The following is a 15,441-nucleotide window of genomic DNA, read 5'->3' as shown; positions in this document are numbered from 1 at the left end:
TCTTTCCCAATTGGGGAAGGCCCTTTTTATATTGATTTATAACAGAAAAAGGATCACCGTTTTGATGATCCTTTTTGAAGCAATTACATTTTCTTTCCATTGTTTTCTTTCTGATCCCGATGAATGGAAGCCTTTTCTTTTGCAGCTTCAGAAATTTGTTGTCCACGATTAGATGTATTTGTAGTTAAACTTGTTGTATTTGTTCCCGAGGGCGTAGGTGCGGTCGTTGGTGGTGTTTTTGCGCTCGTCTCAGGTTTCGTTGGGGCAACAGGCGTTGAAGCTTCACTTGGTTCATTCGTTTCTGTCGGCTTGGATGCTGTCGTTGTTGTCGCTGGTGCTTTAGCCGTCGTTACAGGTTTCATTGTTACAGTAGACGTTGGAACTTCACTTGGTTTATTAGTTCGCGTCGTACTAGCCGATGCGGTCGTTGATGCTGTGGAGCTTGTTGCGGGCTTCGTTGTTACAGCAGGCGTTGTAGATGTTGCCTTATTCGTATTAGCAGAATTTGATGTTGTACTCTTGCTGAATTGTTTCTTATTCAGTGGAATGGCTTCTCTAGCCTTATTACCTTTGTTACTATTTTTAAAAGCCGCTTGGATAGCAGGATTATCATGAGAAAGCTTGGTTTCACTGTCTTTCACATTCGTTGTTGGCGTCGGATCTTCTACCGTTTTTTTTGCTTGGCTGATTGCATCCGCTTTTTTGGGGGCTCCAGATTGAGTTAAAGCAATTTCTGTTGTTACTCGTTTAGAAGATTGCTTATCTAACAAAGCATTGGTGATAGAAAACGTAACAGCTCCCGCTAATACCATCGCAAGGGCTCCCTTGGTGAGTGTGATCATATTTTTCCCCTCGTGTTTTATGTATGTTCGTCTTAAAAGAATACGATCAAACTAAAAAGTATTATGGGGGTATTAAAAACAGTATTTTTAGGGGCTTTGTAGTAATCCTAATGTTCTAGCCTTTTATAATAATTATAAATCTTTTCTAGTTTTTTCATTTGTTTTCCCTTTGGGCTCTCCATATTCCCAAATTCAAAGAACTTCACTTTCTTGATTCCCACAAAATTAAATAATGCCTTTTTCATTAGAATTTTATGTGCATTGTTCAACCAAAGAAATGGATAGTGAGTTGGACCCTTCATGGTAGATATACATATAACGGACTTTCCTTTCAGCAGCCCTTCTGGGAAAAGTCCCTTCTTATCTTTATAAGCGAAATTGGAAGCAAATAATTGGTCTATATATCCTAAAAGCATCGCGGGAGGTCTTCCCCACCAAATAGGATAGATAAAAACAATCTTGTCAGCCCATTTAATTTATTGTCTATATTTTTCAATAGTAGGGTCAGTGTGCATATCACGTCTTCGTTTTTGCTCGTTAAACACTAAAAGTGTATTAAATCCCTCATCATATAAATCTAAGACCTGTAACTCTTTAATAGTGGAATTCTTTTTACTGCCTTTGATGACGTTTTGTAAAAATGCATAATTTAAACTACTATGATTGGGATACGTATAAATGAGATAATAAATACTAATTAACTTTAATTGATGAGGCTCAATATTTTTTATGAATCTTGTTTAAAAGTATAATATCGTACTGTATTTAATTGTATTAGGGATTGAAAAGGTCTTCCACCTTATGGTATTATTTATTTTGCAATCGGTTTCATTAAAACTTATACAATCTCCCTATTATGATGTATATGTGACAGGAGATTCATTTTTCAACTTCTAATTTACTATGAAAATAGTATATATACGTCTATTAACAGAAAGAAACTTTAAGAACCCCTACTTCGCTATGTCGACTATCAATTTACCTAGTCATAGTCATACCTATTACTTCAAGATTTTTTACTTCTTAGTTATTATCATTCTTTTAGTTTTGAAACATTTAAATGAAACGGGTTTCAATTTCTTGAAGAAAATTATATCCATTCCTTAAAAGATACGTATATTCGTTGATATTCTTTTTATACTGTCTCATTCATAGAGCCTAGTTAACTATATTCCTGTTTGCTAAAGGAGGTGGTAAATTAAAAATTACTCAAATTACTTTAGATTAACTAGTTTTTAAGCTAAAAAGAGTAGTTGAAAGGAGAAAATAATGACAAAAAATAAAAAATTAAAATTTCCATTGGCTTTATCACTAAGTTTTTTATTACTTGGCTCAACGGTTAGTAACGCAAAAGAAAACAATTTAGCAGTTCCTAATAACAGTACCGCTCAAGAAATTGATATAAATGTAGAAAAGAAATATCAGGAAATTGATGGATTCGGCGCTTCTGGTGCTTGGGCTTTAGATCCAATTGGTTCCGAATGGTCAGAAGAAAACAAAAACAAAGTAGCCGATTTACTATTCTCACAAGATAAAGGAATTGGTTTATCGCTATGGCGTTTTAATATTGGCGCAGGTAGTGAATTGACAGATAAAGAAATTATTACAGATCGCTTTAGGAGAACAGAAAGTTTTAAAACAGCAGAACAGGAACCTTATGATTGGGATAAACAAGCTGGTCAGCAATGGTTTCTCCAAGCGGCAAAAGAACGAGGTGTTGAAGAATTTATTGCATTTGTGAATAGTCCGCCTGTATGGATGACAAAGAATGGACATGGGCAACCTGACCCTAGTGTAGGTAGCACAAATTTAAAAGAAGAAAATATTGATGAATATGCAAAATTTTTAGCTGATGTATTAGAACATTTTGAACAAGAACAATTGCCGTTTAACTATATAAGTCCGATTAATGAGCCTACATGGGATTGGAACTATGCGGGACAAGAAGGAAATCGTTACAATATAGAGGATATGAAGCAAGTAATAAGAGCATTAAATAATGAACTAAAAAACCGAGACATTGAAACTGAAATTGACGCACCAGAAGCTGTAGAATATACATCATTACTTGATGACGATATATACTCTGAATTTACAGGTAGCGATAGCCAATATAGTAGTGGAAATGCTAGCGGTACATATCCAGGGAAGTACCGAGAATATATTAAAGAATTCTTAGGGGACCCCGAAATCAGTGAGATGATTGGAAACAAAATTAGTGCACATGCATATTGGTCTGATTACTTTTCAGGAGAGGATCGACTAATTCCGTTAAGAAAATCCGTACGGGAAAATATAGATCGATATAATACTAATGCAAAGATTTGGATGTCAGAGTACTGCATTTTGGGAGGTCATGGACATGGTCGAGACCTATCGATACAAACTGCACTCGATGTTGCTCGAGTCATTCATTATGACATGGTGGAAACACAAGCCTCAGCATGGCAATGGTGGCTATCTGTATCACCATATGATTACAAGGATGGTTTGATCTATACGGATTACTTAAATCCAGGGGATGAAGAAACAATCATCGAATCTAAGTTACTATGGGCGTTAGGTAATTACAGTCGGTTTGTTAGACCAGGGGCATATAGAGTCGACTTACAAGGAGCTAACGATAAGGATGGCCTAATGGGTTCAGCGTATTATCACGAGGAAGATAAACAAATCTCTATTGTACTTGTAAATAACAGTAATGAAACAAAACCGGTGAATGTTAATGTAGATGATCTACCAGGAAATAAAGGAGCTATACAATTCAAACCATATGTGACTTCTGAAAACTATGACCTAGAACAACTAAACTTGTTCCCTGCCAATAAAACATTTAATGTACCACCTAGATCTATCGTCACATTAGTAGCTCAATAATATAAATAGGTCAGATTAAAAAATTTCACAATATAATGGAGAATGCCGGTTAAGAATTAGATAAATCCGGCATTCTCTTTATTATTTTCTTTAATGGCTTGTTCAAATACAATTAATATATTTTCTAAAGATTGTTCCTTAGTATAGATGTATATTGAACCCCTTGAAAAATGTCTATTGTCCAGCAGTTTTATTGATTTTCATATACTAATTTTAATCCTCAGAAGGTCTCCATTTTTTTGAAATCTCTTCAATATGATGAGGTGCTGTTCTACAACATCCTCCAATTATACGCGCCCCTGCATGGTACCATTCTTTAGATTCATATTCGAGTCCGTTACATGATTCTTGACCATGCCATGTTTTAGTTTCTGGATTATAGGTTTCACCAGAGTTCGGATAAACAATAATCGGTTTTTTGGTATTAGCACTTAACACGTTGATGGATTCTGTGACAAATGATACTGGTACACAATTGATACCAATTGCAACAATTTGCTTACTGTCCTCAAACACTCTCGAACACTCCTCGAGCAATGTACCGTCACTTATCGCTTTCTCATTTTTCAAAGAAAAAGTTAGCCAAGCATATGTTTCTGGAAATTCCTTTAATAATGAATCTAATACTTTTGCTTCTTGCAGGGAAGGAATCGTTTCAAATGCTAATAGATCAGCACCTGCATCAATCAACGCTGACATTCTTGAACGATGAAATTCTGCTAATGTTTCATCTGTAACACCATAATTTCCTACATACTCTGAACCATCTGCAAGGTAAGCCCCATAAGGACCAATGGATGCAGCAACCAATGGCTTTGGTCTAATCGTTTGCATCTCTTCCTTCCAAAAATCATCTCTTGCTCTTCTTGCAAGTAATACCGTTTTCTTAATTAACTCCAAAGCTTCTTTTTCTCGGATACCACGCATGGAAAAACCATCGATAGTAGCTTGGTAGCTTGCAGTTATCGTACAGTCTGCTCCAGCACGAAAATAGTCTGAATGAACCTGATAAATCAATTCTGGATTTTCAAGTAAAACACGTGCAGACCAAAGGGGATCGTCCAATTCACACCCATGCTGCTCAAGCTCTGTAGCTAGAGCACCGTCCAGAATCATGATTGAATGATCGCGTAAAATAGCGTTAATTGGGTTGATTTTGTTCGACATATTCTACTCTCCTTTTCTTTAAAATTTGTGTTATATAATAACTTCCATAGCAAAACAAAATAAATGGAATGCAACAATACAGCGCAATGCGTTGTGTAGGATCAAATGCAATTCCAATACATGAAGCAAGGCAAAGTATAAACGAAACGATTGGTACTAGAGGATATAATGGTGCACGATAGACCAAGTCCTTTTCTGAATTTCCTTCTTTTATAAATTGTTTGCGAAATAGAAACTGTGAAGCACTAATACTCATCCAAACTGCAACCACAGCTAGCCCCGAAATGGATACAAGCACTATGTATACAGTATCTGGTGCAATAATACTTGATAACAAAGCTAAACCACCGCCTAACATGCTGAAAATGATTGCATATATAGGCACACCTCGTTTTGTCAATCTTGCAAAAATTGGTGATATAGTCTTCTTATCTGCAAGTGACCAAAGCATTCTAGAAGATGCATATAGTCCTGAGTTTGCAGCAGATAAAATAGCTGTTAAAATAACAAAGTTCATAATATCCGCTGCATATGGCACACCAATTCGTTCAAGAACTGCAACAAAGGGGCTCTCTAATACTCCTGCATCCGAGATAGGCAATAACGCAGATAATACAACGATAGTTCCTACAAAAAAGATCACCAATCTCCATAATGTTGTACGAATTGCCTTTGGAATCGTTTTTTCTGGATCTGAAGTTTCTCCTGCTGCAATTCCTATTAATTCAGTTCCCGAGAATGCAAAATTCACTGCAAGCATCGTCATTATAATTACAAAAGCACCATTAGGAAATAAACCTTCACTCACAAAATTGGTAAAGAATGGTGCTGGTTGCGAATTAGTCATTGGAATAAAACCTACCATTGCTGCTACTCCTAAAATAATAAAGATCACAATTGCTATTACCTTTATAGATGCAAACCAGAATTCGGATTCAGCGAAAAGCTTAACAGTCAGAGCATTCAATACAAAGATCACAATTGCGAATAGAACACTCCATATCCAAACATTGATTGATGGAAACCATCGCTGCATTAGCAATCCTGCAGCCGTAAATTCCGAACCTAATGCAACAGTCCAGGTTAGCCAATATAACCAAGCTACTGTATACCCTGTCCCTGGACCAATGTATTTGGTTGCATAGCTATGAAACGCACCTGTCTCAGGCATATGTACTGAAAGTTCACCTAAACAAAGCATGACTAGATAAACCACTAATGCTCCAATTAAATATGAGAGAATTGTGCCGATTGGACCAGCCTGTTGAATCGTATAACCAGAACTTAAGAATAATCCAGTTCCAATCACTCCACCAAGCGATAGCATTACTAAATGTCGTGCTTGCATTTTTCTTTGAAATTCTTGTTTACTTTCGTTCTCCATTCATACTCTCCTTTATCTTACATCCAGAAAAAATCAAAAAAGCACTCTGAAAATAGAGTGCTTTACTGACAAATAAAAACTTAGGCTCTTATCTATCAAGGATTCATCACCCGCTGGAGTTAGCACAGTGTCTTAGTAGACCTGTTGCTGAGGTTTCATAAGGCCAGTCCCTCCACCTCTCTGGATAAGAAATAATTTTTTTAACCTTATCAACCTATGAAAAAATTGTCAATATACTTCTGTATAGTTAGAGTATTTAGAATATTAGTAATAATCACAGCTAGTAAAGTGAAAAAAATATAATTGAAGATTAGATCATTAAATTATTTCATTTTAAATTGGGATTAACCGGAGGGTAACTAATGAAGATTCAAACGATCTTTCGTAAAAAAGGACGACCTGACTTGCTACACAACGCATATATCTAACATTGAATCAATGGAAGATCTATGTATTGCTATCTCCACTCCGCCTACCTTGTTTTCACATTGAATTTCTGATAATTTATTCTTTGCTATTCATTACGAAACAGATTTCATAAATTCTAGATAAGTTATGTTAAAAACCTATTTACTTTCATTAATAAAGCCAATTTCCATGTCACTCCCCAAACCGCATTTACTTATACTTATGCTACGGTTCATCCTAACGATTCTAAATGAAGTACTTTAAAGCTCTTAATTGTTATGAGCTTTCTCATGTTGAAGCAGCAATTATCAGCAGAAACTGGAATTTTCACATTATCTGCTATGGTTTTAATGATTCCTAAATGTCTATCAAAATCAATCATTTCTCCATCTGCAAATCCTAGTGAGTTAGCGATACCCCAACTTGTCGTACCAATTGCTTTGAATCCTGCTTTTTTAAGCATTAAGGCTGAAAGTAAATCCCAGGTGTTGCCTAGAAATAATATATCCTTTGAAAAGTGCATCTCATTGAATTCCTGAATCTTGTTCACTTTATTTCCTCCTAATGTTTATTGGACTCATTTTAACAAGTAATTGATCTCCATTTCGTCCTCATTCTTGCTCATATGGTCTGTTTTAAAAACAAAAAAAGTGAAGCTATACTCTGCTTCACTTCTAAAGTCTATGTTCTCTATACTTGTGATAAGGTCACTGTATCGTTTTAAACCTGCAGTAAAAAAGGAACATTAAATATCATATTTTACTAGAATGTCACTTCTTCCCCATACCCAATAATGACAACCTCGGTTTTTTGTTGGTTTGATAAATAATCTTTGAGTTCATGATCTTTCCCAATCATATTTCCCACAACTGGAAATGCCTGTAATAATCCATTTAAAGATTCTAGTGATATTGCTGTGTTTTCACTAGGAAATGTATGACTTGGGATTACAAATTTAACATCTAATAAGTGTTCCACTGCATAAGCTGCTTCTTTTGGGCCCATTGTAAATTGACCTGAAGAAGAAAGAATTGCAATAGATGGTTGATTTAAATCTTGAATTAGTTTCATATCCGTCATAATCATTGTATCGCCAGAATGATACAACGTATGATCATCCTCAAAATCTAATACATACCCTGCTGATTCTCCGGCATAAATGGGGCTTCCCCCTAATTCACCGTAGCTAGATGAGTGACGAGCAGGTACCATAGTAGCTTTTATGTCACCGAAATCAAAAGATCCACCAAAATTTATAGGATAAACATTTTCAAAACCCTTTTGACCTAAAATCAGTGCTAATTCATATTGTGCTAATACTAAACAACTCGAATTAGCTTTTCTTAATTTTTCAAGTCCGCTTGTGTGATCAAAGTGTCCATGTGTTAATAACACACCATTAATCTTGGACAAAAATTCTTCTGTTTGATACTCACTTGGACAACCTGGGTTCATATCAAAAAATGGGTCGACTAAGTACCGATTTCCCTTTTTAGTTGTAAATACATACATCGCATGACCTAAACGTAATATTTTCATAGAAAAGCCCCCTATAAAAAATAATTAAACCTACATACTATGTATATAAAATTCGTTGTATATTCATGTCTCCCCTCTTTGTTCAAGGCTATAGTACTAGAAACCATTCAAAAAGTTTAAAGCATCTATTAATGACCTCATTTACTTATGATACGGTTCACCCCGATTAATCCTAAAAGCCCGATAAACCTGTTCCACCAAAATCAACCTCATTAGTTGATGTGGAAACGTCATCTTTGAAAATGATAGTTTGTCATTGGCCCGTTTCATAACAGTATGGCTTAAACCGAGTGAGCCACCAATGACAAAGGCAATTTTACTTTTTCCATATGTAGCTAGCTGATCTAGATCCTTTGCGAGCTGTTCTGAGGATTTCATTTTTCCTTCTATTGCTAAAGCAATGACATGTGTGTCATCACTTATTTTGCTTAGTATCCTCTCTCCCTCTTTTTCCTTTACTTGCTCCATTTCCGTTTCACTTAGGTTTTCAGGAGCCTTTTCATCAGGTAGTTCTATTACTTCTATCTTTGCATAAGCTGAAAGACGTTTTAAGTATTCATCAATCCCTTGCTTTAAATACTTTTCTTTCAGCTTGCCAATTGTCACAATTGAAATATTCACATATGTTCCCCATTTCAAGCTCTAGTTCTTTCTAATATGGTTATCCACAATCACGATCTAGTTATCCACAATTAACAACCGAATATTAGTTCCCCACTATATATATAGCTGGGTTTGTACACATTTCACAACTTGTGGATAACTTACTATTATTATCTATTTTTTCGATTTCTGGAGCTAATTCCTTTTCATCTACATACATATCAATCGCTAATTCAATATGATCTTCACAACAATACATGTAACTTCCTCCTTATCCACATGTGGATGTTCTGTTATAGTTTTACCATGTTTATATTTTATCCACAAACTAAATTCTATTCTCTTGGAGTATTTATCCACAACTTAAAAAAAGAGAGCTATTGATCAGCTCCCTAGTACATCTTGTTCCCCTAATTTCATCTTTCCAGTTTGCTTTTCTCCGCCTCGATAATACGTGAATTCAACCGTGTTACCTACCTCTTGCTTATATAGGATTTTTCTTAGCTCAATAATGTCTTTCACTTCTTGACCGGCGAATTCAGTTATCACATCAAGCTCCTGTAGACCAGCTTGAGCTGCTGGTGAAATTGGTTCAACACTCATAACAACGATTCCTGATTCAATATCTTTAGGTAGTTTTAATGTTTGCTCCCAATGATAACTCGAAACTTCATTTAATGATCTCATGGCAATTCCCATATATGGGCGTCTTACTTCGCTATATGTTTCAAGGTCATCAATAATTGGAATTGCAAGATTTGCTGGAATTGCTAGGCCAATTCCTTCTACTGCTGATTGAGCAATTTTCATTGAGTTAATCCCGATCACTTTCCCATCGATATTAATAAGTGCACCACCGCTATTACCTGGGTTTATTGCCGCATCTGTTTGGATAACCTCTGCATTCCAATCCACTTGACCATCACCATTTGAATCGATTGGAATGGCTCTTTCTGTACCAGAGATAATCCCTTGTGTAACAGACCCAGAAAATTGTAAACCTAATGGATTTCCTATCGCAATGACTGGTTCACCTGGTTTTACCTTATCCGAGTCTCCAAATTGAGCAACTTGTTTGATCTTTTCACTATCTACACGTAATACAGCTAAATCAGTTAATTCATCGCTTCCTAGGATCTCAGCGGGAACCCTTGTACCATCACTTAAACTAATCTCAACTTGTGACGCACCTGCAATAACATGGTGGTTTGTTACAACAAAAGCATTTTTGCCGTCTTTTTTGTAAATGACGCCTGATCCTGTTCCTGCTTCACCTGTTTCATTCCAAAAGCCTGCCTCTTGAAGATTTACAACTCCAACAACTGCATCTGAGACCTCATCAACTATACCTGTAATGGCCGTGTTTACCTCAACAGATACATTTTTAACCTCGCCAGTTGAAGCTATACCATCTTCTTGTTGATTCACTTCTCCGCTAAGATCCATATCATAAGGTAAAAAATTGAAATTTGATAAAGCAGGTAAAGCAAATAACATTAGTAATCCACCTAAAATGGCTCCTACCAATCCTGCTAAAAACCATCCGCCGCGATTTCCCTTTTGTCTTTTAGAATTATAGTTTTCATAATCTTGATCATAATAGCCCACAACTATCACCATCCCTTTCCATACTGCTGCATGAATAGTGTGTATACCTAATCAACATTATTCTCTTGTCTAATTAAAATTAACCAAGATGATTTTATTTTATTGCTCAAAAATTAGACAGAGGCACACTGAAAAGGTGTCCATCTTTCCAAACTCTTTATTACTATTGTAATTTACTATTAATCATTATCTTCACAATCATTCTTATATTGCTACAAGCGGTGTCGGGGTAGTTGGATCTGTGTCATATAAATCAAATTGCTCTCCTGTGATAAAGCCTTTACTTGCCAACGTTTGCTGAACAGACATTCGAGCTAAATCTTTCATATTGTTATCTTTACTTAAATGAGCTAAATAAATTCGTTTGGTTGCATCTCCGATTACATCCATCATCGCTATTGCAGCATCCTCATTCGATACGTGACCAACGTCGCTTAAAATCCGTCGTTTTATGCTCCAAGGATAATGGCCCATTTGGAGCATAGAAACGTCATGATTGCTTTCAAAAACAAAAGCATCTGCATTTCGGATTGTTCCCTTCATTTTGTCACTTACATAACCAGTATCGGTAATTAAAGCTAGCTTTTTCCCTTGATGATTAAAAGCAAAAAACATTGGTTCAGCTGCATCATGTGATACACCAAAGGACTCAATATCCAGTGAACCAAATGTTTTAACTGTTCCTGTTTGAAACACAAATTTTTGCTCTGTTGAAATTTCTCCAATTAAACCATCCATAGCTTGCCATGTTTTCTCATTTGCATATATTGGCAACTTATGTTTTCTAGCAAGTACGCCCAGACCCTTTATATGATCACTATGCTCATGTGTCACTAAAATACCTGATAGCTTTTTGATGTCTCGTCCTATTTGCTCAAATAAGTTTTGCATTTGCTTACCACTTAATCCTGCATCCACTAAAAATGATTGATTTTCAGTCTCAACATAGATTGCATTCCCCGTACTTCCGCTTGCAAGGACACTAAACTGCAAGCTCATAAATATTCACTCCTTTATTCCCTATTCTGCTGATTGTAAAACTTCTCCCTCTAAGGCATTAACGTAATACTCTTCTCTCTTTTCTTCATCCGTTTCAACAATAATATGCCAAGTTGGTGCTAATATTTGTTGATTTGTAAGTGGAATATGTGTGTAATATCCATATTGGATCTGTATGATTTTACTCTTAGACTTTAAATAGTTTTTGTTATATAAAGCTTCAATTGCCTTTATAGCAGGAACAGCAGCTTCCTTTTCTTCAATCTCTTTTATATCTACAAGCATGGACTGTTCGTATGCGAATATCTCATCTTCCTCATTTACATAAAGGATCACCATTGCAATGTGATCATCATCTTTGTTTTGAAAAATATTTTTATCTTTGTACTGTTGAATACAGATAATTGTATTAGATATTTCATCCCTATACCAGTAGTGATAAAGCTCTCCAGAGAGAATGTTTTCTTTTAAGAACTGATTTACTTTGCTCTTTAGATTTACTTCAGGCAAAGAAAAAGGATCCTTAAGCTCCATATTTAATGTTCTAAAGGACTCTCCACTTAAATTACTATTTGTTAAAATTAATGTTTGATTTTTTAGTTTACTGACCTCTTCTAGAGTAAAGTCCTTACTTTTACCTGTAATATAAAAACCTTTATCTACATCTTCTGGCAACTTATTATATACTATATCTTCTGCAGCTAACTGATCCTCTATTGATGTCTTTTGAATAACCGCATAATCTCTTTTACCACGTAATTCATAGAACTCAATCGCCAAAAAGATATCTAATATAAGGAATGCAAGAATAAAAATGGTTTTAGTTTTACTCCAATCCATTTTCATCCCCCCCAGGCTGTTCTACGACCTCAGTCATTTTTATTAGAGTTCCATTCATCATTTCTATACACCAGACAGGGGCTACCTTTACAGTTTGCTGACTATCTGATCCTCCAAGCTCATACGCTATAAAAATGTTATTAATTTGTGTCTTATCTAACTGTTGATTCTTATTTATAATTTCTTCTACTTTTCTTCCCGACATTAAAGTTAAAGAATTACTTGAAAGAGGTGACATAATTAGCTCATACAAAGGGCGCTCATAGATCGCAATTTCATTTTGACCCCATCTTTGTGAAATCATTGTAGGGCCATACTGATTTTCCATTGATCTAATGACTGGTATTGAATGAATAGACATAATAAATTTTACTTCCTGATCACTTTCCTGTATGTCAAATAATACATAATTATCTGTCCACCCACCATGATCATTTAAAAATTTAATACTTTGCTCAATAAGAAAATTCGCTTCAACAGGATTTGTATCCTTTAAAGTTGGATTCACATATTTAACCATGTGTGTAGTTGGATAAATATTAAGCTCCCTAGTTCCATCGGTATATCTATTTTTAGAAATACTAACATCTTGTTTAACAATTTGCGGATTAACAAACAAAGCCTCTTTAAATTTTTCCCCTTCTATTTCTTCGGTGAAATATTGATAGCTTTCTAATTCCACTTGATTTTCCGGAAGCATAATTTCGTTACCTTGTCCTGTTTCATAAGAAAAATATGGCTGAAACTCTTCTCTTTTATTATATAGCTCTCCAACAAAGTGACTTGCTTTAGATTGATTAACTGTTGTTTCAACAACTTTCATTTTATCATAAGAAACGAAATAAACCTTTTGCACTTCGCTATCGTTCTCAACGTTTAATAAAATACGATCAAATTCAATGGTCTGGTTTATATCCTTTTCCCAATCTACCATTGATTGAAAGGTTGCCATTGGGATTTCATCATAGAATCTAAGTTCTAGCTTAGCTTCTCCATTTCCATGGATTAGACTTTGGAGTTTTTCCTTTGTATAGGTTGTAGACTGGTTTCTTTCGTTGCTATATTCCCAGTCTTGCATTTCATTCCAAAGACTTAACATACTACTCGTATCATTAATACTACTGTAATGGTTTTCTGCTGCGTGAAAAAATAATTGTTGTGGTTTGATTACTTCATAAAAGTCCATTGTTACTTCACTAATCGGTACACTCTCATAAAATCCATTATTTTGAAAGTTATCGTAAGATGGTTGGAGACTCCATATGTTCCAAGTGAAAAATAAACTGATGACTATTAATGCAATTAGTGCGGCACTTTTTATCGATTCTTTATTCATTCCCACTCATCCTCTTGTTCCGGGTCATAAGGTAATGTAAAGTATACCGTTGTACCTTGTCCTTCTTTACTTAACGCCCAAATATCGCCACCATGTGCAAATACCATTTCTTTTGCAATCGCTAAGCCCAATCCCGTTCCACCTAGCTTACGAGTTCTGGCTTTATCAACACGGTAAAATCGATCGAAGATTTTATTTACGCTTTCCTGGGGTATTCCTACACCCTCATCCTTCACACGTATTTGAAGTTCAGATGGTAATATATCAATAGTAAAGGTAACTTTCCCGCCCTCAGGTGAGTACTTCAGTGCGTTGGAAATAATATTATCTAAAACTTGGGTAATTTTATCGGTATCTATATCGACATAAAGTGCATCATTTGGAATATTTCTAATAAACGATACATGCCCTGATTTCGTCATTTCAAAACGATCGATAATTTTATTAAAGAAATCCGTAAAATTAATCCAATCCTTATTTAAACGATAATCTGTGCGATCAAGTTTTGATAATTGTAGCAGATCATTTACTAGTCTAATCATTCGCTCTGTCTCTGTTTGCGTAACATTTAGAAACTGAGGTGCAATTTCTTTGTCCATCCATGCCCCGTCAGCTAATGCCTCAAGGTAACTTCTCATCGTTGTTAATGGTGTTCGTAGCTCATGGGACACATTAGCAACAAATTCTCTTCTTTCCTGTTCAATCTTTTCCTGCTCCGTAATATCATATAATACAGCAATAAGCCCATCTACTCTTCCTGACTCTTTTTGGATCACAGAAAAACTTACCCGTACTATAAACGGTCTTTCCTTTGTACTTGAATCTAGAATTAATGACTCTTGCTCATCGATAAGACTTTCAAAAGAATAATTGTCTTCAATCCTTAATAGGTCAGTAATGTTGACATTTTTTAACGTTCCACGTGAAACATTTAACATTTCTAATGCAGGATTGTTTATAAGAATTACTTGTCCATTGCGATCTGTTGCAATAACACCGTCTGTCATATGAGCAATAACAGAAGCGAGTTTTTTCCTTTCTCCCTCAGTCATAGCTTGAGCTTCTTCCAGTTTTTCAGTTAAGTAATTAAAAGTAGCCGCTAATTGACCGATTTCATCTTCTCCATACACTTTAACTTTACGAGAATAGTTACCATTTGCCAATTCGATTGCCTGTTTTCGCATATCTGTCATTGGTCTTGTAATTGTTCTGGCAAGAAAAATTCCTAATGCAGCCGTTATACATAAGGATAAACCTGTACCCGTTGCAAATATCTTATTAATAATTCGCATTTGGGCAAATACTTCTTCCATTGAAGCAACCATATAAACGGCACCAACTGTTTTATCACTAAAGTTATTTTCTTTAATAGGAAAAGTCATGACAACAACACGTTGACGTGTTTCTTGATCAAAATGGAAACTGCTATTACTATCCTCAATCCCAACTAATGTACGAAGTACCATAGCCTCTGTTGTTTTTTTTCCTACAATATCTTGGTTTGTACTTGAGGTAGCAATAACATTTTTATTTTTATCAATGACACGAACCTCGAGGATTTCATCTGTCTCGAAATCCCTAATAATTGTTGTGATTTCATCAGCTGGTGTCCTTCCATCCTCGTATTCCTTTGGATCTCGAGACATTTCCTGTTCAATATTATAAACAAGTAAACTTACACGTTTTGTTAATGATGCATTAAAATTTTCCTTTAATGACGTTTCTAGTTCTTTTACAAAGTAAATGCCGATAATTTGCATTGCCAGCATAATAAGAAGAACATAGACCATGACAAATTTGAAATGAATCGAGCGAAAAAAACCTACCTTCTTCATTTC

Annotated in this window: 12 protein-coding genes, 2 pseudogenes and 1 riboswitch; of the genes and pseudogenes, 1 reads left to right on the top strand and 13 read right to left on the bottom strand. The window is 35.3% G+C overall.

Features of this window, described 5'->3' with window-relative positions:
* Nucleotides 1-83 precede the first annotated feature (83 nt).
* Together WCV66_RS03725 and WCV66_RS03720 are read right to left on the bottom strand one after the other, a co-directional pair.
* Complete coding sequence (locus tag WCV66_RS03725) at nucleotides 84-842, bottom strand: hypothetical protein (RefSeq protein WP_338787914.1); 759 nt, start codon at nucleotides 840-842, stop codon at nucleotides 84-86.
* A gap of 107 nt (nucleotides 843-949) precedes the next feature.
* Nucleotides 950-1,534: pseudogene (locus WCV66_RS03720) on the bottom strand (NAD(P)H-dependent oxidoreductase).
* Nucleotides 1,535-2,111: 577 nt separating this feature from the next.
* Here WCV66_RS03720 and WCV66_RS03715 point away from each other — a divergent pair.
* Nucleotides 2,112-3,719: a glycoside hydrolase gene (locus WCV66_RS03715; RefSeq protein ID WP_338787913.1), complete on the top strand. Its 1,608-nt coding sequence runs from the start codon at nucleotides 2,112-2,114 to the stop codon at nucleotides 3,717-3,719.
* Nucleotides 3,720-3,932: 213 nt separating this feature from the next.
* Here the strand turns inward: WCV66_RS03715 and mmuM are convergent, their stop codons facing one another.
* The 11 genes and pseudogenes from mmuM to walK all read right to left on the bottom strand — a co-directional run bounded on the left by mmuM (nucleotide 3,933) and on the right by walK (nucleotide 15,438).
* Nucleotides 3,933-4,886 (bottom strand): homocysteine S-methyltransferase, encoded by a 954-nt coding sequence (gene mmuM / locus WCV66_RS03710; RefSeq protein ID WP_338787912.1) that lies wholly within the window; start codon nucleotides 4,884-4,886, stop codon nucleotides 3,933-3,935.
* Nucleotides 4,861-6,270 (bottom strand): S-methylmethionine permease, encoded by a 1,410-nt coding sequence (gene mmuP, locus WCV66_RS03705; protein ID WP_338787911.1) that lies wholly within the window; start codon nucleotides 6,268-6,270, stop codon nucleotides 4,861-4,863. The genes mmuM and mmuP overlap by 26 nt, the downstream gene beginning before the upstream one ends.
* A gap of 85 nt (nucleotides 6,271-6,355) precedes the next feature.
* A riboswitch (SAM riboswitch) is annotated at nucleotides 6,356-6,461 on the bottom strand.
* 524 nt (nucleotides 6,462-6,985) lie between these two features.
* Nucleotides 6,986-7,228: pseudogene (locus tag WCV66_RS03700) on the bottom strand (isocitrate lyase/phosphoenolpyruvate mutase family protein); the annotation flags it as partial.
* Between the two features lie 212 nt (nucleotides 7,229-7,440).
* A complete protein-coding gene (locus WCV66_RS03695; RefSeq protein ID WP_338787910.1) occupies nucleotides 7,441-8,217 on the bottom strand; it encodes a metal-dependent hydrolase in 777 nt (258 codons plus the stop codon).
* Between the two features lie 141 nt (nucleotides 8,218-8,358).
* Nucleotides 8,359-8,838 carry a 23S rRNA (pseudouridine(1915)-N(3))-methyltransferase RlmH gene (gene rlmH / locus WCV66_RS03690; protein ID WP_066338687.1) on the bottom strand — a complete coding sequence of 160 codons (480 nt, stop codon included), beginning with the start codon at nucleotides 8,836-8,838 and terminating at the stop codon, nucleotides 8,359-8,361.
* A gap of 85 nt (nucleotides 8,839-8,923) precedes the next feature.
* Nucleotides 8,924-9,079: a CxxH/CxxC protein gene (locus tag WCV66_RS03685; protein ID WP_066338690.1), complete on the bottom strand. Its 156-nt coding sequence runs from the start codon at nucleotides 9,077-9,079 to the stop codon at nucleotides 8,924-8,926.
* Between the two features lie 125 nt (nucleotides 9,080-9,204).
* A complete protein-coding gene (locus WCV66_RS03680) occupies nucleotides 9,205-10,440 on the bottom strand; it encodes a S1C family serine protease (RefSeq protein WP_413789628.1) in 1,236 nt (411 codons plus the stop codon).
* 192 nt (nucleotides 10,441-10,632) lie between these two features.
* The gene (locus WCV66_RS03675; RefSeq protein WP_066338694.1) at nucleotides 10,633-11,427 is read right to left on the bottom strand and encodes an MBL fold metallo-hydrolase; all 795 of its coding nucleotides are present in this window, start codon (nucleotides 11,425-11,427) and stop codon (nucleotides 10,633-10,635) included.
* A gap of 21 nt (nucleotides 11,428-11,448) precedes the next feature.
* Complete coding sequence (locus WCV66_RS03670; protein ID WP_066338698.1) at nucleotides 11,449-12,267, bottom strand: two-component system regulatory protein YycI; 819 nt, start codon at nucleotides 12,265-12,267, stop codon at nucleotides 11,449-11,451.
* The gene (locus tag WCV66_RS03665) at nucleotides 12,254-13,603 is read right to left on the bottom strand and encodes a YycH family regulatory protein (protein ID WP_066338703.1); all 1,350 of its coding nucleotides are present in this window, start codon (nucleotides 13,601-13,603) and stop codon (nucleotides 12,254-12,256) included. The genes WCV66_RS03670 and WCV66_RS03665 overlap by 14 nt, the downstream gene beginning before the upstream one ends.
* Entirely contained in the window at nucleotides 13,600-15,438 is a 1,839-nt protein-coding gene (gene walK / locus WCV66_RS03660) for a cell wall metabolism sensor histidine kinase WalK (protein WP_338787909.1), read from the bottom strand. Before walK ends, WCV66_RS03665 begins: the two co-directional genes overlap by 4 nt.
* Nucleotides 15,439-15,441 lie beyond the last annotated feature (3 nt).

This window comes from Metabacillus rhizosphaerae (assembly GCF_037201795.1).
Taxonomy (GTDB): Bacteria; Bacillota; Bacilli; order Bacillales; family Bacillaceae; genus Metabacillus; species Metabacillus rhizosphaerae.
The sequence above is the reverse complement of the archived record's forward strand: the minus strand, read 5'-3'. Positions and strand labels throughout refer to the sequence as shown.

Bases quoted from the DNA above. Each gene is read 5' to 3' on its own strand.
- WCV66_RS03725 (WP_338787914.1), bottom strand. From the start codon at position 842: ATGATCACACTCACCAAGGGAGCCCTTGCGATGGTATTAGCGGGAGCT.
- WCV66_RS03715 (WP_338787913.1), top strand. From the start codon at position 2,112: ATGACAAAAAATAAAAAATTAAAATTTCCATTGGCTTTATCACTAAGT.
- mmuM (WP_338787912.1), bottom strand. From the start codon at position 4,886: ATGTCGAACAAAATCAACCCAATTAACGCTATTTTACGCGATCATTCA.
- mmuP (WP_338787911.1), bottom strand. From the start codon at position 6,270: ATGGAGAACGAAAGTAAACAAGAATTTCAAAGAAAAATGCAAGCACGA.
- WCV66_RS03695 (WP_338787910.1), bottom strand. From the start codon at position 8,217: ATGAAAATATTACGTTTAGGTCATGCGATGTATGTATTTACAACTAAA.
- WCV66_RS03685 (WP_066338690.1), bottom strand. From the start codon at position 9,079: ATGTATTGTTGTGAAGATCATATTGAATTAGCGATTGATATGTATGTA.
- WCV66_RS03680 (WP_413789628.1), bottom strand. From the start codon at position 10,440: ATGGTGATAGTTGTGGGCTATTATGATCAAGATTATGAAAACTATAAT.
- WCV66_RS03675 (WP_066338694.1), bottom strand. From the start codon at position 11,427: ATGAGCTTGCAGTTTAGTGTCCTTGCAAGCGGAAGTACGGGGAATGCA.
- WCV66_RS03670 (WP_066338698.1), bottom strand. From the start codon at position 12,267: ATGGATTGGAGTAAAACTAAAACCATTTTTATTCTTGCATTCCTTATA.
- WCV66_RS03665 (WP_066338703.1), bottom strand. From the start codon at position 13,603: ATGAATAAAGAATCGATAAAAAGTGCCGCACTAATTGCATTAATAGTC.
- walK (WP_338787909.1), bottom strand. From the start codon at position 15,438: ATGAAGAAGGTAGGTTTTTTTCGCTCGATTCATTTCAAATTTGTCATG.